At 57.7% G+C, this 22751-nt stretch carries 21 protein-coding genes and 1 pseudogene; 19 read left to right on the top strand and 3 right to left on the bottom strand.

Annotated elements, in window-relative coordinates; genetic code table 11:
- Nucleotides 1–115 precede the first annotated feature (115 nt).
- From AAAX72_RS05285 to AAAX72_RS05260, 6 genes are all read left to right on the top strand, one after another.
- On the top strand, nt 116–2281 hold the full coding sequence (locus AAAX72_RS05285; RefSeq protein WP_349129397.1) for a pectinesterase family protein: 2166 nt from the start codon (nt 116–118) through the stop codon (nt 2279–2281).
- 69 nt (nt 2282–2350) lie between these two features.
- Entirely contained in the window at nt 2351–3019 is a 669-nt protein-coding gene (locus tag AAAX72_RS05280) for an SGNH/GDSL hydrolase family protein (protein ID WP_349129396.1), read from the top strand.
- A 107-nt stretch (nt 3020–3126) separates the two neighbouring features.
- Nucleotides 3127–4365: a glycoside hydrolase family 88 protein gene (locus AAAX72_RS05275; protein ID WP_115596161.1), complete on the top strand. Its 1239-nt coding sequence runs from the start codon at nt 3127–3129 to the stop codon at nt 4363–4365.
- A gap of 1 nt (nt 4366) precedes the next feature.
- Complete coding sequence (locus AAAX72_RS05270) at nt 4367–5272, top strand: sugar phosphate isomerase/epimerase family protein (protein WP_349129394.1); 906 nt, start codon at nt 4367–4369, stop codon at nt 5270–5272.
- A gap of 104 nt (nt 5273–5376) precedes the next feature.
- Entirely contained in the window at nt 5377–6594 is a 1218-nt protein-coding gene (locus tag AAAX72_RS05265; RefSeq protein WP_349129392.1) for an FAD-dependent oxidoreductase, read from the top strand.
- 201 nt (nt 6595–6795) lie between these two features.
- On the top strand, nt 6796–8745 hold the full coding sequence (locus AAAX72_RS05260; RefSeq protein WP_195568436.1) for an NAD(P)/FAD-dependent oxidoreductase: 1950 nt from the start codon (nt 6796–6798) through the stop codon (nt 8743–8745).
- 118 nt (nt 8746–8863) lie between these two features.
- On the opposite strand, the gene AAAX72_RS05255 is transcribed toward AAAX72_RS05260, so the two are convergent.
- The 3 genes from AAAX72_RS05255 to AAAX72_RS05245 all read right to left on the bottom strand — a co-directional run bounded on the left by AAAX72_RS05255 (nt 8864) and on the right by AAAX72_RS05245 (nt 11712).
- Complete coding sequence (locus AAAX72_RS05255; protein ID WP_055309683.1) at nt 8864–9505, bottom strand: RpiB/LacA/LacB family sugar-phosphate isomerase; 642 nt, start codon at nt 9503–9505, stop codon at nt 8864–8866.
- Nucleotides 9506–9645: 140 nt separating this feature from the next.
- Nucleotides 9646–10479: a gluconate 5-dehydrogenase gene (locus AAAX72_RS05250; protein WP_349129391.1), complete on the bottom strand. Its 834-nt coding sequence runs from the start codon at nt 10477–10479 to the stop codon at nt 9646–9648.
- A 210-nt stretch (nt 10480–10689) separates the two neighbouring features.
- Nucleotides 10690–11712, bottom strand: a complete 1023-nt coding sequence (locus tag AAAX72_RS05245; protein WP_349129389.1) for a LacI family DNA-binding transcriptional regulator — start codon at nt 11710–11712, stop codon at nt 10690–10692.
- Nucleotides 11713–11865: 153 nt separating this feature from the next.
- Here AAAX72_RS05245 and AAAX72_RS05240 point away from each other — a divergent pair, with 153 nt between their 5' ends.
- From AAAX72_RS05240 to AAAX72_RS05180, 13 genes and pseudogenes are all read left to right on the top strand, one after another.
- On the top strand, nt 11866–12645 hold the full coding sequence (locus AAAX72_RS05240) for a DUF2264 domain-containing protein (protein WP_349129387.1): 780 nt from the start codon (nt 11866–11868) through the stop codon (nt 12643–12645).
- Nucleotides 12558–12851: pseudogene (locus AAAX72_RS05235) on the top strand (DUF2264 domain-containing protein); the annotation flags it as partial. The gene AAAX72_RS05240 and the pseudogene AAAX72_RS05235, both read left to right, overlap by 88 nt.
- A 111-nt stretch (nt 12852–12962) precedes the next feature.
- Entirely contained in the window at nt 12963–13712 is a 750-nt protein-coding gene (locus AAAX72_RS05230) for a hypothetical protein (RefSeq protein WP_349129497.1), read from the top strand.
- A 152-nt stretch (nt 13713–13864) separates the two neighbouring features.
- Nucleotides 13865–14296: a hypothetical protein gene (locus AAAX72_RS05225; protein WP_349129385.1), complete on the top strand. Its 432-nt coding sequence runs from the start codon at nt 13865–13867 to the stop codon at nt 14294–14296.
- Nucleotides 14297–14347: 51 nt separating this feature from the next.
- On the top strand, nt 14348–14830 hold the full coding sequence (locus tag AAAX72_RS05220; RefSeq protein WP_349129383.1) for a PTS sugar transporter subunit IIB: 483 nt from the start codon (nt 14348–14350) through the stop codon (nt 14828–14830).
- A gap of 70 nt (nt 14831–14900) precedes the next feature.
- On the top strand, nt 14901–15770 hold the full coding sequence (locus AAAX72_RS05215; protein ID WP_349129381.1) for a PTS sugar transporter subunit IIC: 870 nt from the start codon (nt 14901–14903) through the stop codon (nt 15768–15770).
- The gene (locus AAAX72_RS05210) at nt 15763–16644 is read left to right on the top strand and encodes a PTS system mannose/fructose/sorbose family transporter subunit IID (RefSeq protein ID WP_349129379.1); all 882 of its coding nucleotides are present in this window, start codon (nt 15763–15765) and stop codon (nt 16642–16644) included. The genes AAAX72_RS05215 and AAAX72_RS05210 overlap by 8 nt, the downstream gene beginning before the upstream one ends.
- Before the next feature lie 74 nt (nt 16645–16718).
- On the top strand, nt 16719–17363 hold the full coding sequence (locus AAAX72_RS05205) for a hypothetical protein (protein WP_349129377.1): 645 nt from the start codon (nt 16719–16721) through the stop codon (nt 17361–17363).
- Nucleotides 17344–18495 (top strand): glycoside hydrolase family 88 protein, encoded by a 1152-nt coding sequence (locus AAAX72_RS05200; RefSeq protein WP_349129375.1) that lies wholly within the window; start codon nt 17344–17346, stop codon nt 18493–18495. Before AAAX72_RS05205 ends, AAAX72_RS05200 begins: the two co-directional genes overlap by 20 nt.
- Nucleotides 18489–19331 (top strand): Cof-type HAD-IIB family hydrolase, encoded by an 843-nt coding sequence (locus tag AAAX72_RS05195; protein WP_349129373.1) that lies wholly within the window; start codon nt 18489–18491, stop codon nt 19329–19331. The genes AAAX72_RS05200 and AAAX72_RS05195 overlap by 7 nt, the downstream gene beginning before the upstream one ends.
- A 3-nt stretch (nt 19332–19334) precedes the next feature.
- On the top strand, nt 19335–20966 hold the full coding sequence (locus AAAX72_RS05190) for a family 43 glycosylhydrolase (RefSeq protein ID WP_349129372.1): 1632 nt from the start codon (nt 19335–19337) through the stop codon (nt 20964–20966).
- A 12-nt stretch (nt 20967–20978) separates the two neighbouring features.
- The gene (locus AAAX72_RS05185; RefSeq protein WP_349129370.1) at nt 20979–21794 is read left to right on the top strand and encodes a hypothetical protein; all 816 of its coding nucleotides are present in this window, start codon (nt 20979–20981) and stop codon (nt 21792–21794) included.
- Between the two features lie 149 nt (nt 21795–21943).
- A complete protein-coding gene (locus tag AAAX72_RS05180) occupies nt 21944–22735 on the top strand; it encodes a glycoside hydrolase family 43 protein (RefSeq protein WP_349129368.1) in 792 nt (263 codons plus the stop codon).
- The last annotated feature ends 16 nt before the right edge of the window (nt 22736–22751 follow it).

The raw sequence follows: 22751 nt of genomic DNA, 5'->3' as shown, positions 1-22751 counted from the left end.
TAAATTCGGTATGTCGCGGCGCGCGATGGGCAGGGCCTTCCCGACCCATTGCGCGAACTTTTTATATGCCGAAACTGCAACGTAGACGGTCTACGACGAAAGGACGCGGTGACTGATGATGAGTGAGAGACGATTTTTTGAGGTTTCGCCCGAGCGTGCGGGGGCATATCACAGTATCTCTAAGGCCTTGGAGGCAATTGACGAATCCTGTCCGAATGACGGACGGCCGGTGACAATCCATATCGATCCGGGCGAGTATCGCGAGCGGGTCGAGATTCGTCGCCCGCATGTGACGATTGAGGGAGAGACGGCCGATAGCGTGCGTATCATGGGCGGCCTGGGTGCCAAGATGCCTTCAGAGGACGGCTCGGGCGTGGACGGCACGCTCGGCACGTTTAGGACCTATACCGTTTTGGTCGATGCCGACGACGTATGGCTCGAGAACCTCACGATCGAAAACGATGCGGGCGATGGGCGCGAGGTCGGTCAGGCGATTGCCCTGTATGCCGATGGCGACCGTCTGGTTGTCGATGCCTGCTGCATTAAGGGGCACCAGGACACACTGTTTTTGGGCCCGCTGCCGCCGCATGAGGCTAAACCGGGTGGGTTCATAGGGCCCAAACAGTATGCGCCGCGCCGGGTGGGGCGCCAGTATTTTCGACGTTGCCGGATCGAGGGCGATGTCGACTTTATCTTTGGCGGCGCGCGTGCCTACTTTGAGGGGTGCGAGATCCGCTCGCTCAACCGCGATATTGGTGTCAACGGGTATGTAACGGCAGCCTCCACGCCTAAAGGCGAGCCGTACGGATTTGTGTTCCACGGTTGTTCGTTTACAGCTCCGGATGGCGTGGCGCCGGATTCGGTCTACCTGGGCCGTCCTTGGCGCGAATGGGCGCAAACTGTGCTGATCGATTGCTGGCTGGGGCGACATATCAAGCGCGAAGGCTGGTGGGATTGGGATAAGCCGGCGGCACACAACTGCGTGCAGTATGCTGGCGCGATTCTGCATGGGCCGGCGGGTGATACTACCGGCTGGGTGCCGTGGGCGAATGAACTCGATGTGATGGCTGCCGCCGGGTACGCTCGCGAGCAGGTGCTTGCCGGTGGGGATGGCTGGGATCCCGAGGGCGGCGACGGTGATGCGGTTGAGACGGCTGAACTGTCTGCCAACGGCCGCACCGTGCACATCGAGACGTACTGCGAAGACGAACCTGCGCTGCGTGCCCGGCTGAAGCGCGAGGGGCGTTCGGCTGCTTTTACGGGCAAGACTCCTGCAGATTTTGAGGCATGGAAGATTGCGACCAGGACTCGTCTGTACGATGTTTTGGGCCTTTCGCTTATGGACCGCGTCCCGATTGAGATTCGTGAGCTCAGCCGCGTGCGGGTTGCCGGCGGCATCGTGCGCACCCATGCGATGTTGCAGGTCGAGCGTGATGTTTGGATGCCGTTCTACCTGTTGGAGCCGTCTCATCCTAAGCTTGATGAGCGGGGACTCAAACGCTGTTATATCTGCCCGCATGGTCATCAGGGAGCGGGTGCTGCAAGCGTAGCCGGTGTTGCGGGCGTGCCGGCTGTCGATGATGCCGTGCGTAAGTTCAATTACGACTACGGTCTGCGTTTGGCACGCATGGGTTACGTGACCGTCTGCCCTGATGCGCGCGGTTGGGGATACCGTCGTGACTGGAAGGGTCAGGGCGATGACGAGAACAGCTACCTGCGCGGTACGTGTCTGAATCAAGCACGTATGGCCGAGCCGCTGGGTCTTACGGTTGCGGGCCTCAACGCCTGGGATAACATGCGTCTGATCGATTACCTAGAGGCGCGCGGCGACATTGCCATGGATGACCTGGGTTGCTTTGGTTTTTCGGGTGGCGGCTACATGACGTTGTACCTGGCCGCACTCGACCCGCGTGTGCGCAAGGCGTTTGTCTCGGGCTATCTGTACGGTGTCGACGATTCGCTGCTGCATCTCAATGGCAATTGCAGCTGCAACTACACACCCGGACTTTGGCGCTTACTCGACATGGGCGATATTGCCTCGCTTATTGCACCGCGCCCGTTGTTAGTGCAGAGCTGCGAAGAGGATCATCTGAACGGTTCGCGCGGGCTGAAAAATGTTGACGAGCAGCTCAAGATCGTGCGCGATGCCTACAAGTTGCTGGGTCGCAGAGATGGCCTGCGGCACGAGGTATGTCCGGGTGAACACCATCTGGGCGTGACACATCTTGCCGAGGATATCGAATGGCTCGATTCGCACGTTGCGGAATGCGCCCGTGCATAGCCCCTCGGCATGCTGCGAATAAACGGTACGTTCCTGTATGACCGCCGATGGGCGGATGAGGAGAAGATTATGGAAACGAAGAGTTTGAGTGAATCGACCATTTGCTGCTTTGGCGATTCGACCACATGGGGCGATAACGGATGCGGCGCAGGCGGCAATGACATCTCTTGGACTTCGCATCTGGGCGCGTTGCTGGGGGGCGCGGTCGTCGAGAACTTTGGCATCAAGGGTTCGCGTATCGCCATCAAGGCCGACCGTACCGATTCGTTTGTCGAGCGCCTGGACGGCATCGGCAATGCGGCTGATATCTACATCGTCTTTGGCGGCGTCAACGACTTTAGCCGCAACGTGCCGCTTGGCGAGTTGGGCAGTACCGATGTGCACGAGTTCTATGGTGCACTCGATTACCTGATCCGCACCATCACGGCGCGTTCGCCCCAGGCAAAGCTTGTGTTTATGACGCCGTGCAAGACGAGCGGTAAGCACGAGAAGGATATCCCGGCAAGCGATGAGCTCAATCACCTGGGGTTGACGCAGGTCGCCTACGTAAAGGCGATGCTCGAGGTCTGTGACCGCTACTCCGTTCCGGTGATTGACCTGTATGCGCAAAGTGGCATCAGCCCGTTTTTGCCAGAGCACCGCGAGCTCTATATGCCGGACGGTCTGCATTACAGTCCTGCCGGCTATGAGCGCCTGGCGCATCGCATCGCCGCGGGTCTCACCACCGTTTGCCGCTAAAAGTCTGCCGTTTGCGGGGAATATAGGGTTAACGTTCACCCTATATTCCCCGTTCGCGTTACACTAGGGGTAACGTTCACCTATCGTTTATGTCAGAGGGGACAGCAATGGGTTGCAATCAAATCCTGGACCGTTATATCGAGCAGTTGATCGAAACCTCTACGCCGCAGGCGCCGGCTTGGAATATCGAAAAGATTCGCGCCGGCAAGGAGAACACCTGGAACTATATCGACGGCTGCATGATCAAGGCGCTCATCGAGCTGTACGAGATCACGGGTGAGCAGCGCTACCTGACCTTTGCCGATGACTACATCGATTTCTTTGTCCAGGACGACGGTACCATCAAGCATTACAACCCGCAGGAGTACAACCTCGATAACGTCAATGCGGGCAAGACCCTCTACAAGCTCTATGACCTGGTGGGCAAGCCCAAGTACCGTGCCGCCATGGACACCATCTACCGCCAGCTCGAGACCCAGCCGCGCACCAAAGAAGGCGTGTTTTGGCACAAGGCCGTCTATCCCAACCAGATCTGGCTCGATGGCATGTATATGGCCCAGCCGTTCTACATGCAGTACGAGCTGAGCTTCCACAACCGTCGTGCCTGCTCGGACAGCTTCCATATGTTCCAGGTCGTGCATGACCTGATGCGCAACCCCCTCAACGGTCTGTACTATCACGCTTACGACGCGAGCCGCAAACAGTTCTGGTGCGACCCGGTCACCGGCCTTTCGGCTAACTTCTGGCTGCGCGCCGAGGGCTGGTTTGCCATGGCACTCATCGATACCTGGGAGCTCATGCCGCCTTCGATGTCAGCCGAGAAGGACGAGATTCGCAAGATGTTCCACGACCTGATCGATGCCATGCTGCCGTATCAGGACGAGAAGACCGGCATGTGGCATCAGGTCATCAACCTGCCCAATATCGCCCCCAACTACCTGGAGGAGTCTGGTAGCGCGATTTTTGCCAATGCCATCATGAAGGGCGTGCGTCTAGGCGTGCTGGGCGAGCGTTACTACCAGTACGGCCGTCGCGCCTTCGACGGCATCTGCGAGACCTGCCTGTCCGAGCATGATGGCCAGCTGGCGCTCGACAACATCTGCCTGGTCGCGGGCTTGGGAAACACCGCGCACCGCGAGGGCACGTTTGGTTACTACATGAGCGAGCCTATCGTCAAAAACGATGCGAAGGGCGTGGCGCCGCTGGTGCTTGCCTATATCGAGACCATGCATCACGACAAACTGGCTGGCAGGCATGACCCGCTTGCTCCCTCGGGTGTGTGCTCTATCGAGGACCCGTTTGGCGGATACACCCCGGGCATCAACGCTCATAAGGGATGTGAATAACGTGGGGGCTATTACTCCGGGTGTGCGTTTGCACGACCTTCCGCAGGGGACCGTCGAGGAACGCATCCGCATGGCGGGAGAGCTGGGCTTTTCGTGCATTCAGCTGCCGAGCAAGGTGCTCTACGCATCGATGGGGATCGATCGAGGCGGCCTGACCCGCGAGCTTGCCGACCATTTGCGTGCGGTGCTCGACGAGGCGGGCGTTTCGGTCGCCGTGCTCGGCTGCTATAAGAATTTGGCGACGCCCGATCGCCAACAGCTCATGGATAACATTGCCGAGTACGAGGCATGCCTGAACTTTGCCCAGATGCTCGGCGGATGCCCGGTGGGTACCGAGACCGGTCGCCCCAATGCGCAGAACCGCGTTGCTGACGACCGCATGACCGATGGGGCACTCGAGGCTTTTATGGACGGACTCGCACACGTCTGCGATCGGGCCGAGGCCGTGGGCGGTCAGGTTCTAATTGAGCCCGGTTGGAACGAGACAGTCAACACGCCAGATCGCTGCCGTGAGGTGCTGGAGCGCGTCTCGAGCCCGTCGCTCGGCGTGATCTATGACCCAGTGTCGCTGCTGCACCCCAGCGTCGTTGACGAAGCGCAGGAAATCACCGCGCGCATGCTCTATTTATGCGGCAGCAAGATTCGCGTGCTGCACGCCAAGGATTTTGAGGTCGTTGATAACGAGGACGAAGCCGGTTGGTGCGACGGTACGGGTTCACGTCTGGTGTGTCATGGCGTGGGCGAGACGGGCCGCTATGACTTTGAGCCCGTAGTGGCCTGGGCGGCTGCCGCCTGCCCTGGGATTCCCTGCGTGGTCGAGAACAGTGTGCCGGCGACGGCGGCTGACTGCCTGGCGACACTCGAGCACATGTCCGCTCGCTGCGGGGCTTCGCATCGCGAGTTATAGCATTGGCTTTTGCTGTGTCGGCAGATTGAGATTACCTGTATGGGGGCGGCGGTGAAGGGTCTTTATCGTCGCCCCCATTGGATTGCATTAAAAAGGGGAGTTGCGTGGCTATCCACATTGTCGAAGAGGCGAATCGTTGCCTAGGTTGTAAAAGGGCGTTCTGTCAGATTAAGGGCTGCCCGGTTCAGACGCCTATTCCGCAGGTCATCGACCTGTTCAAACAGCGTCGTCTAGAAGAGGCGGGCGAGCTGCTGTTCCAGAACAATCCCATGAGCGCGGTCTGCTCCATGGTTTGCAACCATTCGGGCCAGTGCGAGGGCGCGTGCATCCAGGGCCGCAAGGGCACACCCGTACATTTCTCGAGCATCGAGAACTATATCTCGACAGCGTATTTGGATCGTAAGGAGTGGACGTCTGCGCCGTCGTGCGGCAAACAGGTTGCTGTGGTCGGTTCCGGTCCCGCCGGTATTACCGTGGCCATTAAGATGGCCCAGCTAGGCTGTGCCGTCACGGTATTTGAACAGCGCCCCGAGATCGGCGGTGTGCTGGAATACGGTATCCCCGAGTTCCGCCTGCCCCGTGCGCTCGTGCAAAAGTACCGTCATGTGATGTGCTCGCTTGGCGTGCGCGTGCGCCCCTCGACCACCATCGGTGGCGCGCTGCATATCGACGACCTGCTGCGCGACGGCTACGATGCGGTCTTTGTTGGTACCGGTACCTGGCGTGCCCGCAAACTGGGCATTCCCGGCGAGTCGCGCGGCAACGTGCTGTTTGGTATCGATTACCTGGTCGATCCCTCGAGCGTGGCGATCGGGCAGAACGTGGCGGTCATCGGTGCCGGTAATGTGGCCATGGATGTGGCCCGCACGGCGCTGCGTTCGGGTGCTCGCAAGGTCACTGTGTATGCACGCTCGCGCCATATCTCGGCCATCGACGACGAGGTCGAGCTGACCGAGCTTGACGGTGCCGAGATTGTGTGCGGCAAGGCGATCTGCGCCATCGACGATAACGGTCCGGTGTTCGAGACGGCTATCTTTGACGAGGACAACAACGTGGTGGGCTACGAGGAGGAGCTCGACCATGCGTCTGCCGACACAGTTGTGATTGCAGCTTCGCAGGTGCCCAAAGACAAGCTTGTGCTTACAACGGGCGGCCTAGAGACCGACCATCGTGGCCTGCTTTCGGTCGATGAGAACGGTATGACCACCGTGCCTGGCGTCTTTGCCGCCGGCGACGTGGTTAACGGCCCGCTGACGGTTGTTCACGCCGTAGCCGGCGCCAAGCTCGCCGTCGAAGGCATGACCAGCTACCTGGGCCTCTAACTCCATCCCGCCCATCAGTTGCGGTGAAATACGGACTGTTTTGCCTGTCAAAAGCCTCACCTACTCCGTATTCCGCCGCAACTTTTTTGTGAGGGTTGGGATTGAAAGTGGGGAGTGCGAGCGAGTACGAATGCGGCGGATACTGATACGATAGGTACGTCAGCAACTGCCGCCGAGCGGCTCAAATGAAAGGAACCCTGGATGGAGTCCTCCGCCTACCCGATGCTCTTTAGTCCGATCAAGGTCGGTACGACCGAGGTCAAGAACCGCGTCTTTATGCCGCCGGTGTCCACCAACCTGGCCGATCATGGCTATGTGACCGACGACTTGGTCGATCATTACCGTGCCCGCGCCAAGGGCGGCGTGGGCCTCATCATCACCGAGGTCGTGACGGTCGAGCCTACCTATACCTATCTGCCGGGTGACATGTGCTGCTACGACGACACGTTTATCCCTGGCTGGGAAAAGCTCGCCGCGGCCGTCCACGAGTATGGCTGCAAGATCATGCCGCAGCTCTTCCACCCCGCCTATATGGCCTTTAACATTCCGGGTACGCCGCGCCTGATCGCTCCGTCCTTTGTGGGCCCGTCCTATGCCCGCGAGGCGCCGCGCCCCATTACGGTCGATGAGATTCACGAGCTCACGCATCAGTTTGGCGACGCTGCCGTGCGTATGCAGAAGGCCGGTGTCGATGGCGTCGAGGTCCATGCGGCGCACGCCCACGGCATGCTCGGCGGTTTCTTGACCCCGCTCTATAACAAGCGTACCGATGAGTACGGCGGCTCGCTCGACGCCCGCATGCGCTTTTTGCTCGAGGTCATCGCCGAGATTCGCGAGCGCTGCGGCAAGGACTTTATCATCGACGTCCGCATCTCGGGCGATGAGTACACCGATGGCGGCCTGACCCTCAACGACATGATCTATGTCTCGCGTCGCTTGGAGAAGGCCGGCGTCGACATGATTCACGTGTCGGGCGGTACCACCATCAAGCGCGGTTCCGCGATTCCTGCCGCCGGTACCCAGCAGGCCTCGCACGCCGCCTGTTCGCGCGAGATCAAGAAGCACGTCAACATTCCCGTCGCCACCGTCGGACGTATCAACGAGGCCTGGATCGCCGAGGAGCTGATCGAGGACGGCGCTGCCGACATCTGCATGATGGGCCGCGCCAATCTGTGCGATGCCGAGTTCTGCAATAAGGCCGCTGCCGGCAACGCCGACGACATCCGCCCCTGCATCGGCTGCCTGCGCTGCCTGAACGGCATTATGTTTGGCAAGCGCATCTCCTGCACCGTCAATCCCGATGTTGAGCGCGACGAGGCCGGCTACGAGCCTGCCGCCGAGGCTAAGAACGTGCTGGTTGTGGGCGCTGGTCCTGCGGGCATGGAGGCAGCCTACATTGCTGCCAAGCGCGGCCACAACGTAGTGCTCGTGGATAAGCAGGACGAGCCGGGTGGCGAGATGCGCATCGCGGCCGTTCCGCCGGCAAAGCAGGAACTCACCCGCGTGATCAAGTATCAGTACCGTCGCCTGGCCGAGGTCGGCGTGAAGTGCGTATTTGGCACCGAGCTTACTGCCGAGGACATTCAGCGTGACTACGCCGGCTACGAGGTCGTCCTGGCCTATGGCGCCGAGCCCATCGCCCCGGCCTTCATGCAGGGATTTAAGCAGGTCATGACGGCTGACGACCTGTTGGGCGGCAAGGCTTTCCCGGGCAAGAAGATTGTCATCGTGGGCGGCGGCACCGTCGGTTGCGAGACGGCCGACTACCTGGCCCCGTTGGTCAACGATCTGTCGCCGGCCAATCGCGACGTCACCGTCATCGAGATGACCAAGACGCTCGCCGCCAACGAGGGCGGCGCCGGTCGCGCGGTGCTCATCACGCGCATGCTCTCCAAGGGCGTTCACGTGCTGACCGAGGCCAAGGTGACCGAGATTACCGAGGATGCCATCAGCTACGAAAAGGACGGCGAGATCCACACCATCGCCGATGCCGATACGCTGGTACTTGCCATGGGCTATCGTCCCAATACCAAGTTGGCCGACGACCTTGCTGCAGCCGGCGTTACCACCCACGTGTTGGGCGATGCCAACAAGTGCGGCAACATCCGCGACGCCATCGGCGACGGCTACAAGATTGCCTGCGAGCTCTAGTTAATCCCTTGGTGCATGGGGCCTGTCCCCGCGGCGTCAGTCGGTAGATAGCAAAAAGCGGCGGTCGTCCCGTACGTGGGACGACCGCCGCTTGCGTTAGCTGCAATGAGTCGTGCGATTAGAGGCCCAGGATCTCCTTGACCTTGGCGATGATGGCCTCGTCGGTTGCGTTGGCAAAGAAGTACTCCTGGAAGTGTTCGCCGGCAAGTGCGCCCTTCACCAGGTCCTGATCGATCTCGCCCAGAACGTCGACGAGCGGACGCATAGTCACAGCGCGGACGCCGTCGAGGATCTTCTTGTTGCGCTGCTCGGGCTCAACACGCTCGGCAGGATAGCCGTTGCCCGAACCAAAGCCAAAGAGCTTCTCGAAGGTGTACTCAAGGTTGAGCTCCTGGCCCCAGCCGTTCTTGAGGGCGAAGGGCATGGCGACAGCGTTACCGTCGTTGACCTGGGCAAAGGTGTAGGCATCGAGCGGGTCGGCAACGTGGCCGCACAGCACGCCGGGGAAGGAGTTGCAGGCGAGCATGGCGCCCTCGCCGGTGCCGCAGCCGGTCACGACGTAGTCGGCAGCGCCGGAGTTCAGCAGCACGGCGGCAAGGATACCGTTCTGCACGTAGGTGAGGGGCTTGGAGTCGGCGTCGGCATACATACCATAGTTAAAGACGGTGTGCCCCATGGGCTCGACAACTTTCTTAAGGGCAGCCTCGATCATGGGGTTCTTGGAGTTCTGAGAGTTCTCATTGATCAGAGCGATTTTCATTGCGAATTACCTTTCTATTTCTAACTTGCGGTGAAATACGGACTGTTTTGCCTGATAGAAGCCAAAACCAATCCTTATCTCACCGCAACTCAAATGAAAAACGAGTGGATGAAACCTGATGTGGCCAGTTGCGGCGACGCTTATTGAGGCTGCTTTCCAATGTATGCGAGGATTCCGCCGTCGACATAGAGGATGTGGCCGTTGACGAAGTTCGACGCGTCGGAAGCCAAGAACACGGCGGGGCCCTTCAGATCCTCGGGCGTGCCCCAGCGGGCGGCCGGCGTCTTGGCAATGATGAACTGGTCAAACGGGTGACGGCTGCCGTCGGGCTGCGTCTCGCGCAGCGGCGCGGTCTGCGGCGTGGCGATGTAGCCGGGCCCAATGCCGTTGCACTGGATGTTGGCCTCGCCAAATTCGGAGCAGATGTTCTTGGTGAGCATCTTGAGTCCGCCCTTGGCGGCGGCATAGCCGGCGATGGTCTCGCGGCCCAGCTCGCTCATCATCGAGCAGATGTTGATGATCTTGCCGTGGCCCTTGGCGATCATGCCGGGCAGGCAGGCCTTGGACACGATAAACGGTGCGTTGAGGTCAATATCGACGACGCGGCGGAAGTCCTCGGCGCTCATGTCGAGCATCGGGGTACGCTGGATGACGCCGGCGTTGTTGACCAGGATGTCGGGTGTGGTGCCAAAGTCGGCCTCGATCTTGGCGATGAGCTCGGCGACGACAGTTTCGTCGGTGACGTCTGCCACGTAACCATGAGCCTCAAAGCCCAGCTCGCGGTAGTGCTTCTCGGCCTCGGCTACCTTGTCGGCGTGACGTGCGTTAAAGGCGATCTTGGCGCCAGCCTCTCCGAGCGCCTCGGCGATAGCCATGCCAATGCCATAGGTGGCGCCGGTTACCAGTGCGACCTTGCCGTCTAGACGGAAGCTGTCCATGCTAAACGTAAAGTTGTCAGAATTCTTATCGGCCATCTTGCTCCAATCTTTGTGGAATGACTGACAGTGCAAGTGTCAGCTAGTAAACCGGTTTTGTCAATGATGGTCTTGAATTCATCACTTTACGTGCCAAACTGATATATTGCTCGGTGTGCAATATAGGTAAATTGGTTTTTCAGCTTTCCGCGCCAGCATGAGAAGGCAACTCATTGCGGCAAGAAACGAGCCGCTATTGCTTGCATGGGGCTAGAGGGTGCTCTCGTTCCAGCGAATATGGCAATCGAGCACCTGATGCGTTTCGACCTGCTCTTTTTCGGCAATTAGGTCAAGCAGGATGCGTGCCGCGGTCTGTCCTTCTTCGCGAGCTGGTTGTTCGACGACCGAAACTGAGGGGGAGGCGACGCCGACCCATTCGGTGTTGTCGAAGCCCAGCAAGCCCACGGTTTCGGGTATAAGGTGGTAATAGGCCTTGCAGCATTTGTAGACCTCGGGCAAAGCCCAGCAGTTGGGGGCAAAGATGAGCGTTGGCGTTGTCCCGTCAATGCTCGATGCCAAAAAGTTTTCGAGCTTCTCGCTGTCTACCTGGTCGTTTTCAATCAAGAATTGCGTAAAACCAAGATCGTGCGCTTCGAGTGCGTCGACAAAGCCGCTGAAGCGTTCAATACGACTGGAAATCAACCCCGGCGTGGCGGTAACGACCAAAAACCTTCGGTAGCCTTTTTCGATGCATGCCTCAACGGCGCGGTATGAAGCTTCGTAATTATCCGTCTTGACCCAGTTGGAGCTAAAGTCGTACAGCTTGGAATCAATAAAAACGAGGGGTTTGCCGCTGTCACTGATAGATTTGCTAATTTCTTTAAAGCGGGCGGTCGGCTGTACGATAAAGCCGTCGACGCCTAACGCGATAAGGCGATCGATGTAGGCGAGCTCATCTTGCTTGTCAAAGTTGGAGGCGCAGACTAGCATGCGGTAGCCCTCCTTACTGGCGACAGTATCGATGCCTTTGACCAGCTGGTTTGCAAACGTGTTGGTGATGTCGCCGATGATCACGCCGATCATCTGGCTATTCTTGGCATTCATGCCGCGGGCGAGGGGACTTGGCTCATACCCGGTATCGTGGATGGCCTTGCGGATGCGCGCCTGCGTGTCGTCGCTCATGCGGTCGGTCTTGCCATTTAGGTAAAAGGAAACCGTGGTCTTAGATGTGCCAGCCATGGCAGCGATTTCTTTGATCGTCACACGCTTTTTCGCATTGGTTTGGCTAGCCATGGGAGGGCTTCTTTCTACGGGGGATTACTTTGATAAATTGTAAATCAGTTTACCATCGCGTGCCGATAGCAGATAGGGGTAAGGCCTTCGCAATGCGCTAATCAACAACGGGGGAATAATCGGTTTACGTAACCGTTTGCCTATGCAAAAGATATGATGGGAAAAACCGTAAAAAGGGGGAGGATTATGGAGACAGCACGCCAGCGCTATTCGCTTTCGACGAGGGACGATCTTTTGTCCTGGGTGCTCGATCTGCTTCCTGATCCGTTTATGTGCCCCGATAATATTGGCGCTTCGTTTCGAGTGCCCATTCGTCGCTTTGAATGGGGTTCTCGCCCTCTCTGGGCAGTTTTTTCATTGGTAAAAGGTGGCGTGTCACCGGAGGAACCCCGTATTAAACCTTATTTTGACTACATTGCAAAAGGTTTAACGCCGGGTGACCCAAACGCGTTTACCGATCCTACGCTCGAAACACGACAAATCGTCTTTGAGCAGGTCGTGTATGGATATGGCCTGCTGTGTCTTGGTGACGAGCTGCTTGACCGTTTAAGTTCCGTGCAACAAGAGCGTCTTGTCTCGTGGCTCAACGTTGCAAATAAGATTGAACTTCCGTGGGGAAGCTGGTATCTCGCGCGCGTGCTTATCAACTGCGGCTTGCGCCAATGCGGCCTTGCCTATGATGCCGATCGCCTGGCGGCGGATGTCGCAGCCGTCGAGAACATGTATGTCGGCAATGGATGGTATGAGGATGGTACCCCTTTTCAGCTTGATACATATATCGCTCGGCATTTCACCTCATTGCGTTGCTGCTTGAGCGCTATGCCCGTTCAAATCCGCTTGTTGACTGCATCGAGCGCGCAAAGGCTTTTGCGGCAGACTACCGCTACTGGTTTGATTCGTGTGGCAGGGCGTTGCCGTTTGGGCGCAGCTTGACCTACCGCTTTGCCCAGGCGGCATTTTGGAGCGCTGCGGCACTCATGGGTGAAAGGATCGCCCCTGCTGCCGAGATAAAAGACCTGCTATGTCGTCATCTTTCGTGGTGGTACGACTCTACTGGGCGTGACTGCCTTTCATCCATTGGATATGGCTACCCTGGTGCGCCCATACGCGAGGATTACTCCAGCCCCGGAGCCTCCTTTTGGGCATTTAGGGCGTTTGTCGTTTTGGCGCTGCCTCAGGACGATCCGTTTTGGGGCATTGAGCCGCATGCTTTCAAACTCAAGCAGCTGCATGTCGAAAACGAGCCTGGCGTGTTGATTGAGTCCGGCGAGCGCCATACCTATATGCTTTCGGCAAAACAGTACTGCGCCTCGGGCCTCATGGGGCGCTACTCAAAGTACGGCAAGTTGTGCTATTCGACGGCGTTTGGATGGAACGCGTCGGTCGATGGAACTGGAATCGGCAATTTTGCGGTCGATAGCTCCCTGACACTTTCGGTCGCCGGGACCGATCAGTTTGCAAGTCGCGGCCGTATCGAGGGCTACGAAATCCATGACGGTTATGCCTATAGCCTGTGGGGCTATGGAGCGGTTGCACGTGTCGAGACCTGGTTAGTTCTGGTCGACGAGTTTAGGCATATACGCATCCACCATGTCGAGTCTTCGGTTCCCTTGGAGACCTACGAAGGTGGTTTTCCAGTATTTGGCTGGAGTTCAAAGTTTGACTGCGCCGAGCGAAATCAGGGGTCTATCAGGCTTGCACGTAACATGTCGGCGCCGGGCGGCGATGACGATAATTACGGGCAAGTGGCGGGCATCGAGGATATTTTGGCATGTCGCGACGAGATAGGGCGCAAGCTTAGGCAGGTCGGTCTTGGAGCGCTGGTCGAATCGTTTGCCGGCGAGTGGGATGGGCGTGAGGCGGTTGCCGTGCGCCAAAACCCTGCAACGAACATCTACAGCTGTGAGCAGAATGCCGTTCCGGCATTGAAGACCAGAATGCCTGCGACCGCATTTCATCTGGGATGCATGGTTTACGGAGATCCTGGAAGTCAAAATTGACGCACACGCATCCGGTAAACGGTAGGAAAATGACCGCCAACGGTCAAACGCCAAATAGTTTTTGAAAATGGCTGCATTTTCTTCAACATCTTCTGAACAATGCAAACCGGTTAGTAAACCAGTTTGCTAAACAAGAAACCAAGGGGAGCCAGATGAGCAAACAGGTCGTATTGATTTCACACGGAAAGTTGTCCGCCGGTGTTGCCGATGCCGTCGCCATGGTGTTTGGCAAAAACGAGGAGCTCTCGTATTTGGGACTCGCGCCCGACGGAAATGTCGTCGAGCTTATCGGGGGCTTGCGCGATCGTGTGGCGGCAAGCCCGAACGATCAGTTCATCGTGATTGCCGATATCTTTGGCGGAAGCGTTTGCAACCAGAGCCTGCAGCAGCTCTCTGAGTTCGACAACGTCGTGCTTCTTTCGGGTCTGTCAATGGGTCTCGTGCTGTCGATCTTAGCAATGCCCGGCGAGCTTTCGCAGGCTCAGATTGATCAGGCGGTCGCCGACGCGCAGGCAGGCACCAAGGTCGTCGAGCTTATCAAAGCAGACGCTCCGGTCGATAACGGCGAGGACGATTTTTTCTAAGCGATAACGCACAGCGCAAGACCGAACGGTTGAGGTTAAGGAGTATCAAACATGATTAGTATGGCACGCATCGATGACCGCCTGATTCACGGACAGGTCGCCGTCAAGTGGAGCAAGGAGCTCGGTATCAGCCGAATCATCGTGGCTTCCGACAGCATCGCTAAGAACGCTGTCCAGGTCGCCGCCCTTAAGGGCGCTGCGCCCGCTGGCGTCAAGGCAGCCATCCTGCCGATCGAGAAGGCGCAGGGCATTCTTAACGACCCGCGCTCCAAGGATATGAAGATCCTGCTCGTCTCCAATGACCCGCGCGACATCCTCGCCGTGTTTAAAGGCATCGAGGAGCGTCCGGTGCTTAACGTCGCCAACTATGGTCGTATCAACGGACCCATCGCCGGCAAGCAGAAAGTCTCCGACTCGGTTTATCTGACCGATGGCGACAGGGCTGTTCTGCACGAGATTTCGGACATGGACGTCGAGATTATCCATCAGCCGGTCCCCGAGAACGACCGCAAGGATCTCATGAGTCTTATTTAGGCAACTGCGTTTGCGGTAGAGGCCTTGCCGCGAACGATTGCAATACGTATGAATGTGAAGGGAGAACGTAATGGACGTTACTGCCGCCCTTATCGTCGGCCTTACGCTGATGGGGGCAAAGTTCTTTGATTGGTGGGCATCTACCCAGCTTGCACGCCCGATCTTCTGTGTGGCAATTCTGGGTGCGTTGCTCGGCCACCCCACCGAGGGCATTATCCTCGCAGCCCAGCTCGAGCTTGTCTTTATCGGCAACGTGAGCCTTGGCGGCGTTATGCCGTCCGACATTACCATGGGCTCGATCTTTGGCGGTGCGTTCGCCATCCTGCTGGGTCAGGATATCGAGGTCGCCATGACGCTCGCTATTCCTCTGTCCGCCCTGGGTACGCTGCTCTACTCCTGCATGAAGGTTGTCGTGACCTCGCTTGTTCCTAAGTTTGAGCAGCTGCTTGCCAACCATAACTACGCTGGCTACAACCGTCTGTGGATCACCCAGTTTGTCTGCTTCGAGCTCTGCTACTTCATCCTCGGCTTTGTGTGTACGCTTGCTGGCCAGCCCGTCGTGTCCGCCTTTGTCGACGCCATCCCCGCTTGGCTCAATGCCTCCCTCAAGGTTGCCGCCGCGGCGCTTCCCGCCCTCGGCCTTGCCCTGCTGCTCAAGCAGCTCTACACCAAGGAGGCCTTCCCGTACTTCTTCCTGGGCTTTGGCCTGGTTGCCTTCTTTGGTTACAGCAAGGTGACGGGTGCCACGCTCGCCGATAAAGCCATTACGGTTGCGAGCGCCAATACCCCGTTGCTGTCCCTGGTCGAAATTGCAGTTATCGGTGGCGTTATCGCCGCGGTGACGATCTTCAACGAGCTGCGTCGCATTGACGACAAGGCTGCCGCAAAGCAGATTTCCGCATCTTCTGCCGATGATGAGGAGGATTTCTTCAATGACTAACACCGCCGTCGCCACGGAGCCCAAAAACGGGCTGACCGAGCAAAAGAAGAAGAGTATCGTCCGTCGACTCTTCACCCGTGTCTGGTGGCTGATGTTCTGCACGTCTTACACCAAGCAGCAGGGCACTTCCACCGTCTGGCAGCTCGAGCCGTTCATTGCCGATATCTACGGCAAGGACACCGACGAGTACTATGACGCACTTCAGCGCCACCAGAACTTCTTTAACACCACCCCTATGTTCGCCTCATTCATCTACGCCATCGTCATTTCGATGGAGTACGAGCGCAAGGCCGCCCTCGATGCCGGCGAGGAGTTTGATGACAACTCCATTGAGGCCATCAAGGTTGCCCTCATGGGCCCGATCGCCGGTATCGGCGACTCCATCCAGCTTTCCTGCCTGCGTGTTATCGCAACCGGCGTTGCCATTGGTTTCTCGCAGCAGGGTTCTTGGCTCGGCCCCATCCTGTTCGCCCTTGTCTACAACGTGCCCAACCAGATTATCCACTGGTTCTGTGGCAGCCTGGGCATGAAGCTGGGCACTGGCTTTATTACCGAGGCTATGGCATCGGGTAAGATGCAGGCCTTCACCAAGGGCTTTACGGTCCTGGGCATGATCATGGTCGGCGCCATGACCGCACAGTTCGTTACGGTCACCACTACGCTCGTTATCCCCACGGGCGGTGCCACCTTCAACCTGCAGGCCATGCTCGATTCGATTCTTCCGGGCATTGTCCCGCTGTCAATCACGCTTGGCTCCTTTGCTTACCTGCGTAAGTCCAAGTCCAAGAACAGCGCCATGGTTCTGCTTGCGATCATCTTGGTACTGTGTGTCGTTTTCACCCTGCTTGGTGTCACCGGCGGTACGGTCGCCTAACGATCAAAGTTTGTGTTTGGGCGAAAGCGGTGGTCCCATCCGCTTTCGCCCTTTTCATCGGGAGGTAGGCCACTATGGGTCTGGGATATGCAATCGCGCTTATTGCCGTGCTCACAATTGTCTTTACGGCGGGTGGCTTTTACCTTCGCTACCGCATCTATCGCGACTTGAATGTCGCTGCACGCGAGGGCGATCTGGACCGGTTTTTCGCTAAGATCGATGGCTTTGGGGCAAGGTTTGCCTTGTCGGTGTTTGCCCGCGAGCGCTTGCGTTTTATAGCGCTGACACGTCGGGGCGATAAAGACCAAATGGTCGAGGCTTTCAATGGCCTTATGGGCCTCAAGCTAAACGATGCGCAGCGATCGATGGTGCTTGCCGACGGTTTTGACGGCTTTGCCGCCAACGGGGACCGCAAGCATTGTCACCGCATCTTGATCGAAATGCCGCAGGCCGGCATGACCGAGCAGCAGGTCAAGGCGTATCGACGTCATTTTGATATCGCCGTGTGCCATAACGGGCAGATGTATAGAACCGAGCTGGAGAACAAATACGCGACGCTATCGGGGCGTCGACGCGGATACGCCGCATATTTGCTCTCGCAGATTTATAGCGAAACAAATCGTAAACGCTCGCGGGATTATCGCGAAGAGGCTTCGCGACTTCTGGGGATTCCCGCAGACCAACTCACAAGGAGGATCCATGTCAACACAACCGTTTAACTTGTGTTCCGATGACGCCGCATGGCTGGACTCGACCTATACAAAGCTCGTCGAGCGCTTTAGCGCCGAGTGCGATCGAATTGGCGGTAAGATCCCCTATATCGCCGAGGACGGTATCTACAAAAAGGATATGTCGGCTACGCCCGAAGATCTTATTTGGTGGACGAACGGTTTTTGGCCGGGCATCTTGTGGCAGTGCTACGGCGCGACCGGGGACGATAAATACTTGACGGCCGCACGCGAGGTGGAGGACAAGCTCGACGGCGCCTTCGAGCGCTATACCGGCCTTCATCACGATGTCGGCTTTATGTGGCTGCTTTCGGCCGTTGCCGATTATCGCCTGACGGGTAACGAGCGCAGCCAGGCGCGCGGTCTTCATGCCGCCCATCTTTTGGCCGGTCGCTATAATCCGCGTGGCAAGTTCATTCGTTCGTGGAATCGTGATCGCGCCGGTTGGGTCATCGTCGATTCGATGATGAACATCCCGCTGCTCTACTGGGCGAGCGATGTTATCGGCGACCCGCGGTTTACCTATGTCGCCGAAGACCACGCCGACACCGTGATGAGTAATACGGTCCGCGGCGATGGGTCGTGCAACCATATTATTGTGCTCGACCCGCACAATGGCGAGCTGCTCGATACGCCCGCGGGACAGGGGTATGCTTCGGGTTCGAGTTGGAGCCGTGGTCAGGCGTGGGCGGTGTACGGTTTTGCGCTTTCGTACCGTCATACGGGTGAAGCCCGTTACCTCGAAACGGCAAAGCGCGTGGCGAACTACTTTACCAGCCAGGTTTCGCTGACGGGCAACGTTGCCAAGCTCGACTTTCGTCAGCCCGTCGATGTCGACTGGTGGGATGCGCTTGCCGGCTGCATCGCCGCATGCGGAATGCTCGAAATCGCACGTTCCTGCGAGGGTGCGGAGCGCGATGAGTGGGTGACGTGGGCGCTTAGAATCCTGCGCGCGACCGATGCGCGTTTCTGTGATTGGAATGTCGAGCATGACGGCGTGGTCACCATGTGCTCTGGTGCCTATTTCTCCGAAAAGGATCGCCATGTTCCCATGGTGTACGGAGACTACTATTTCCTCGAGGCGGTTTTACGGCTTGCTGGAAAGGATACGCTGCTGTGGTAGACACGACCATTGACAAGGTGGCCATCCCCGCGATTAAGCTGATCTGTATCGATTTGGACGGTACGGTACTCAACTCGTCGAAGCAGATAACAGCGGCTAACCGGCGCGCAATCGACCGTGCTCGCGATGCCGGCATAGACGTCGCCATCGCGAGCGGTCGCCATCCGTTCAATATTGCCGAGACCGCCGATGGACTGGGGTTGCCTCATACCGCCGTCTGCCTTTCGGGTGCCTATGTCATGCTTGACGACCATGAGGTGTTCCGTCATGGATTGAGCGATGTGGATGTGCAGAAGACCATCGATATCGCAGCTGAGCATAATTGCTATATATCGCTTGCGGGCGGCGATTTTAACCTGTGTGCGGGATATATCGAGCGCAGGGGTGGAGAGTCTCCTGCAACGCGGCGGTATACCCGATTGGGTTCTTATGACGAGCTGCGCCAAGCTGCTCAAGAGCATACCGGGCGAGTCCTCAAGGGTGCCGTTCATCATGTCGACCCTAAGGTCTATGGATTGGTTAAGCGCGAGCTGTTGTCCATTGATGACATCGAGGCGGTTCAGTCCGATGTCTGTTGGTGCGATGCGATCGCCAAGGGCTGCTCCAAGGCCGAGGGCGTTGCCGCCCTGGCAAAGGAAATGGGCATGGGAATCGATGAGGTTGCCGCGCTCGGAGACGACGAGAACGATGTCAAATTGATATCGATAGCGGGCCTCGGTATTGCCATGGGTAATGCGCTGCCACAGGTAAAAGCCGTGGCAAACGCGCAAACGCTCGACAATGACCACGATGGCGTCGCGTATGCGATAGATAGGATTTTGAGGGAAAGGGTGTAGCCGATGACAACGATCGCCAATCCCGTGCTTCGAGGTTTTCATCCAGATCCGTGCCTGTGTCAAGCGCACGGAAAGTACTATCTCGCCACGTCGACGTTTCAATGGGTGCCGGCGGTTTCGCTCTACGAATCTGACGATTTGATTACCTGGCACTCTATCGGCGGCGCGCTGCCCGATTTGGACCTTCGCGGTGTTCGCGATTCGGCTGGCGTCTGGGCCCCCGATCTTTCCTATGATGAGACAAACAATCTTTTTTGGCTCACATATACCATTGCCTATCAGATTGATGGCGTATTCAAGGACGTATGCAACTATGTGGTAACTGCGCGCGATCCACACGGCCCTTGGTCTAAGCCGGTCTTTGTCAATGCATCTGGTTTCGACCCCGGGTTCTTCCACGAGAACGGTCGGCATTACGTTATCAACCCCCAATGGGATCCTCGTCCCATTGATGGCCATCACAAATTCAACGGCCTGGTAATGCAGGAGTTTTCGCTTGAGGACGGCCTAATCGGTGAAGCTCAGGTTGTTTTGGATAACGGTGATGCGGTCAACTGGCTGCGCGAGGGTCCGCATGTGCTCAAGCATGACCAATGGTATTACATTGCCTGTGCCGAAGGCGGTACGGGTCGTCGCCATAGAATCCGTATGGCTCGCTCGCACGAACTTTGGGGCCCGTATGAGATGTGTCCCGAACCGCTTGTGTGCGCTTGGTTGAGCGACAGCCCCTTGCGCCGTACGGGACATGGCAACTTTGCACAGGCGCCCGACGGTTCGTGGTACGTCTCGTTTTTATGCAGTCGCTATCTGCCTCAGCGCGATGGCTCCAAGCATGCATTCGATGAACATGAATCGGGCTACTCTGTGCTTGGCCGCGAGACCGGTATGGCGCGGATTGTATGGCAAGATGGGTGGCCGCGTCTGGCAGAGGGTGCCTGCACGGCCCCGGTCATGTTTGATGTGCAGGGAGAGGTTTCCGCACCAAGCGAATCTATGTCCTACGACACAACTTTCGATGATGCGGATAGACTCTGGCAGGAAGAGTGGCTTTGCTGCCGTTATCGCGATGGTGGTTGGTGGAGCGTCGGTCCCGAAGGTCTTACGCTCAAGGGCGGCGAGTCGCCGAGCTCGGCACATCAGCAGTCAAAACTCGTCCGTCGCGTTTGCAGCCATGCATGGACCGCGCGATGCACGGTGAGGTTTGCCCCGCGTCATTACAACCAAATGGCGGGTTTGATCTGCGAATACGACTCGCGTGCATTCTATTATCTGCATCTTACGTGGGATGATAAGCGGTCCTGTCGCGTGCTCCAGGTTATGACGTGTGACAGGGGGACCTACGGCATGCCTCTGGGCGATGCTGGTATTGTGGTTCCCGACGATGTCGAGGCGCTTGAGCTTGGCGTCGAAGTCGATGGCTATGACATGCGCTTCTTCTATTCGCTTGACGGGGACAGTCGCAGCTTTGTGGCCGACGGGGCGGGGGCTCCGCTAGTGCTCGATGCTTCGGTGCTGTCCGACGAGCACGTCGGCTTTCCTGCCTATACCGGCATGGTCGTCGGTCTTTCATGCATCGATATGTGGGACAAGAGCTCAACGGCGACATTCGGTTCGTTTTCATATCGCGATCGATAGAGAAGAGGATATATGTCTGTGCTCAGCTTGAGTGTCGTTCGGGCTACGGGCGAAGTCGTGTATGCCGCTGAGCAAGAGGACGAGGTGACATTGGCATGGCGAGGGGAGTATCTACCCGGCGACAAACTCGTCGTTCGCTGCGATACCCATCCGGTTCGCCTTGTGTTGAGGCTCGATGCCTCGCTTGCAGAAAGCCATGTCCTCATGACCGAGGATTCGTTTGAATTTCCGATTCCACTTGGATGCCGTCAGAAAGCCTACGGCAAGGGATGGGCGTTTGAGGGCGATCGGCATTTTGCATACGTTCGACGGGAAGACCCTCGCGAAGCCGCTGCTTGGCGCAACCTTTCGCTCAACGCGTGCGACTGCGAGGACATGACAGGCGTTTATCCACACGTGACCTCAAATGTTCCCATGGATAACCCCCAGTTTGTTGCCCGCAACGTGATTGACGGCGTGATGGAGACGTCAAATCACGGAAGTTGGCCGCACGAGTCGTGGAGTGTCGCCGGACGTGCGGATGCATGGCTCAAGATTGATTTTGGAGAGCCGGTTAACGCAGATGAACTGCGGCTGTACCTTCGCGCCGATTTTCCGCACGATACATGCTGGCGCCAGGTGCAACTGGAGCTCTCGGACGGTTCTGTTACCGATCTGGCGCTCAAGAAGACGGGAGCGCGGCAAACGTTTGATCTGGGAGGGCGTATCGTTTCGTGGGTCAAGCTGCAAAATCTTGTCAAAATCGATGAGGACGGGTTTCCCGGGTTAAGCCAGATTGAGATTTGGGGTCGAGTGCTTACTTCCGCCAACGGTGAGGTCCTTCGATGAGTGCCCAAAAGAACGGGACGCTTTGGCAAGATTCGACCGGTAGACCCATACAGGCTCATGGCGGATGGATTCTTCCTATCGAAGCAGCGGGAAAAACCGTTTTTTATTGGTATGGGGAGGATAAATCGGGTAAAACCGTCAACCGCCGTATGGATGCGATTGGTATTCGCTGCTATCGCTCGACCAACCTTGTCGACTGGGACGACTGCGGTCTAGTGTTTTGCTCGCAGCGCGCGAGTGAATACGATGTCTTAAGGCCCTCGGGCGTGATGGAGCGACCACGCGTGCTGTTTAATGCCAAGACGGGTCGCTGTGTCCTTTGGTTTCATGCGGACGATGCGCGCTATCGTTTCGCCGGCGTGGGTGTTGCCACGTCCGATGCTCCGACGGGCCCCTTTGAGCTTGTGAATGTGTTTAGACCCTGCGGCCAGGACAGCAGGGATTTCACGCTGTATGAGCAGCACGGAGGTTCTGCATACCTTATCTGTAGCTCCGAGGGTAATAAAACGCTGCACGTCGCACCGCTTACCGACGACTACGAAGGCGTCCTGGGCGGTTTCGTTCGCGTTTTTTCCGAGCAAGAACGAGAGTCTCCCTGCGTGTTGAGTGCATGTGGCCAGCTCTATCTGCTTACAAGCGGATGCACCGGCTGGCGGGCGAATCCGGCTCTATTTGGCACGGCGCCGCAGATGATTGGGCCGTGGAAGCTCATCGATAACCCCTGCGTGGGCGATCGCGCCAGAAGCACCTACGATGGCCAGGCAACTTGTCTGTTTAAGGCTGGTGGGCGTCATTATGTGCTCCTCGATCATTGGGATCCTGACGATCTGGGGGCATCGGGCTATTCGATACTTCCCGTTACGTTTTTACCTATCAAGCATGACCCGATTGAAATCGCATGGAGCGATTTTGGCCCCGATTTGTCGATCGATGGCCATTGAGCCATTGAGATACGAA

This window comes from Collinsella sp. CLA-ER-H8, assembly GCF_040092335.1.
Taxonomy (GTDB): domain Bacteria; phylum Actinomycetota; class Coriobacteriia; order Coriobacteriales; family Coriobacteriaceae; genus Collinsella.
This window is presented reverse-complemented; position numbering and strand designations above follow the sequence as displayed.

Bases quoted from the DNA above. Each gene is read 5' to 3' on its own strand.
- AAAX72_RS05285 (WP_349129397.1), top strand. From the start codon at position 116: ATGATGAGTGAGAGACGATTTTTTGAGGTTTCGCCCGAGCGTGCGGGG.
- AAAX72_RS05280 (WP_349129396.1), top strand. From the start codon at position 2,351: ATGGAAACGAAGAGTTTGAGTGAATCGACCATTTGCTGCTTTGGCGAT.
- AAAX72_RS05275 (WP_115596161.1), top strand. From the start codon at position 3,127: ATGGGTTGCAATCAAATCCTGGACCGTTATATCGAGCAGTTGATCGAA.
- AAAX72_RS05260 (WP_195568436.1), top strand. From the start codon at position 6,796: ATGGAGTCCTCCGCCTACCCGATGCTCTTTAGTCCGATCAAGGTCGGT.
- AAAX72_RS05255 (WP_055309683.1), bottom strand. From the start codon at position 9,505: ATGAAAATCGCTCTGATCAATGAGAACTCTCAGAACTCCAAGAACCCC.
- AAAX72_RS05250 (WP_349129391.1), bottom strand. From the start codon at position 10,479: ATGGCCGATAAGAATTCTGACAACTTTACGTTTAGCATGGACAGCTTC.
- AAAX72_RS05245 (WP_349129389.1), bottom strand. From the start codon at position 11,712: ATGGCTAGCCAAACCAATGCGAAAAAGCGTGTGACGATCAAAGAAATC.
- AAAX72_RS05240 (WP_349129387.1), top strand. From the start codon at position 11,866: ATGATGGGAAAAACCGTAAAAAGGGGGAGGATTATGGAGACAGCACGC.
- AAAX72_RS05225 (WP_349129385.1), top strand. From the start codon at position 13,865: ATGAGCAAACAGGTCGTATTGATTTCACACGGAAAGTTGTCCGCCGGT.
- AAAX72_RS05220 (WP_349129383.1), top strand. From the start codon at position 14,348: ATGATTAGTATGGCACGCATCGATGACCGCCTGATTCACGGACAGGTC.
- AAAX72_RS05215 (WP_349129381.1), top strand. From the start codon at position 14,901: ATGGACGTTACTGCCGCCCTTATCGTCGGCCTTACGCTGATGGGGGCA.
- AAAX72_RS05210 (WP_349129379.1), top strand. From the start codon at position 15,763: ATGACTAACACCGCCGTCGCCACGGAGCCCAAAAACGGGCTGACCGAG.
- AAAX72_RS05205 (WP_349129377.1), top strand. From the start codon at position 16,719: ATGGGTCTGGGATATGCAATCGCGCTTATTGCCGTGCTCACAATTGTC.
- AAAX72_RS05200 (WP_349129375.1), top strand. From the start codon at position 17,344: ATGTCAACACAACCGTTTAACTTGTGTTCCGATGACGCCGCATGGCTG.
- AAAX72_RS05190 (WP_349129372.1), top strand. From the start codon at position 19,335: ATGACAACGATCGCCAATCCCGTGCTTCGAGGTTTTCATCCAGATCCG.
- AAAX72_RS05185 (WP_349129370.1), top strand. From the start codon at position 20,979: ATGTCTGTGCTCAGCTTGAGTGTCGTTCGGGCTACGGGCGAAGTCGTG.
- AAAX72_RS05180 (WP_349129368.1), top strand. From the start codon at position 21,944: ATGGATGCGATTGGTATTCGCTGCTATCGCTCGACCAACCTTGTCGAC.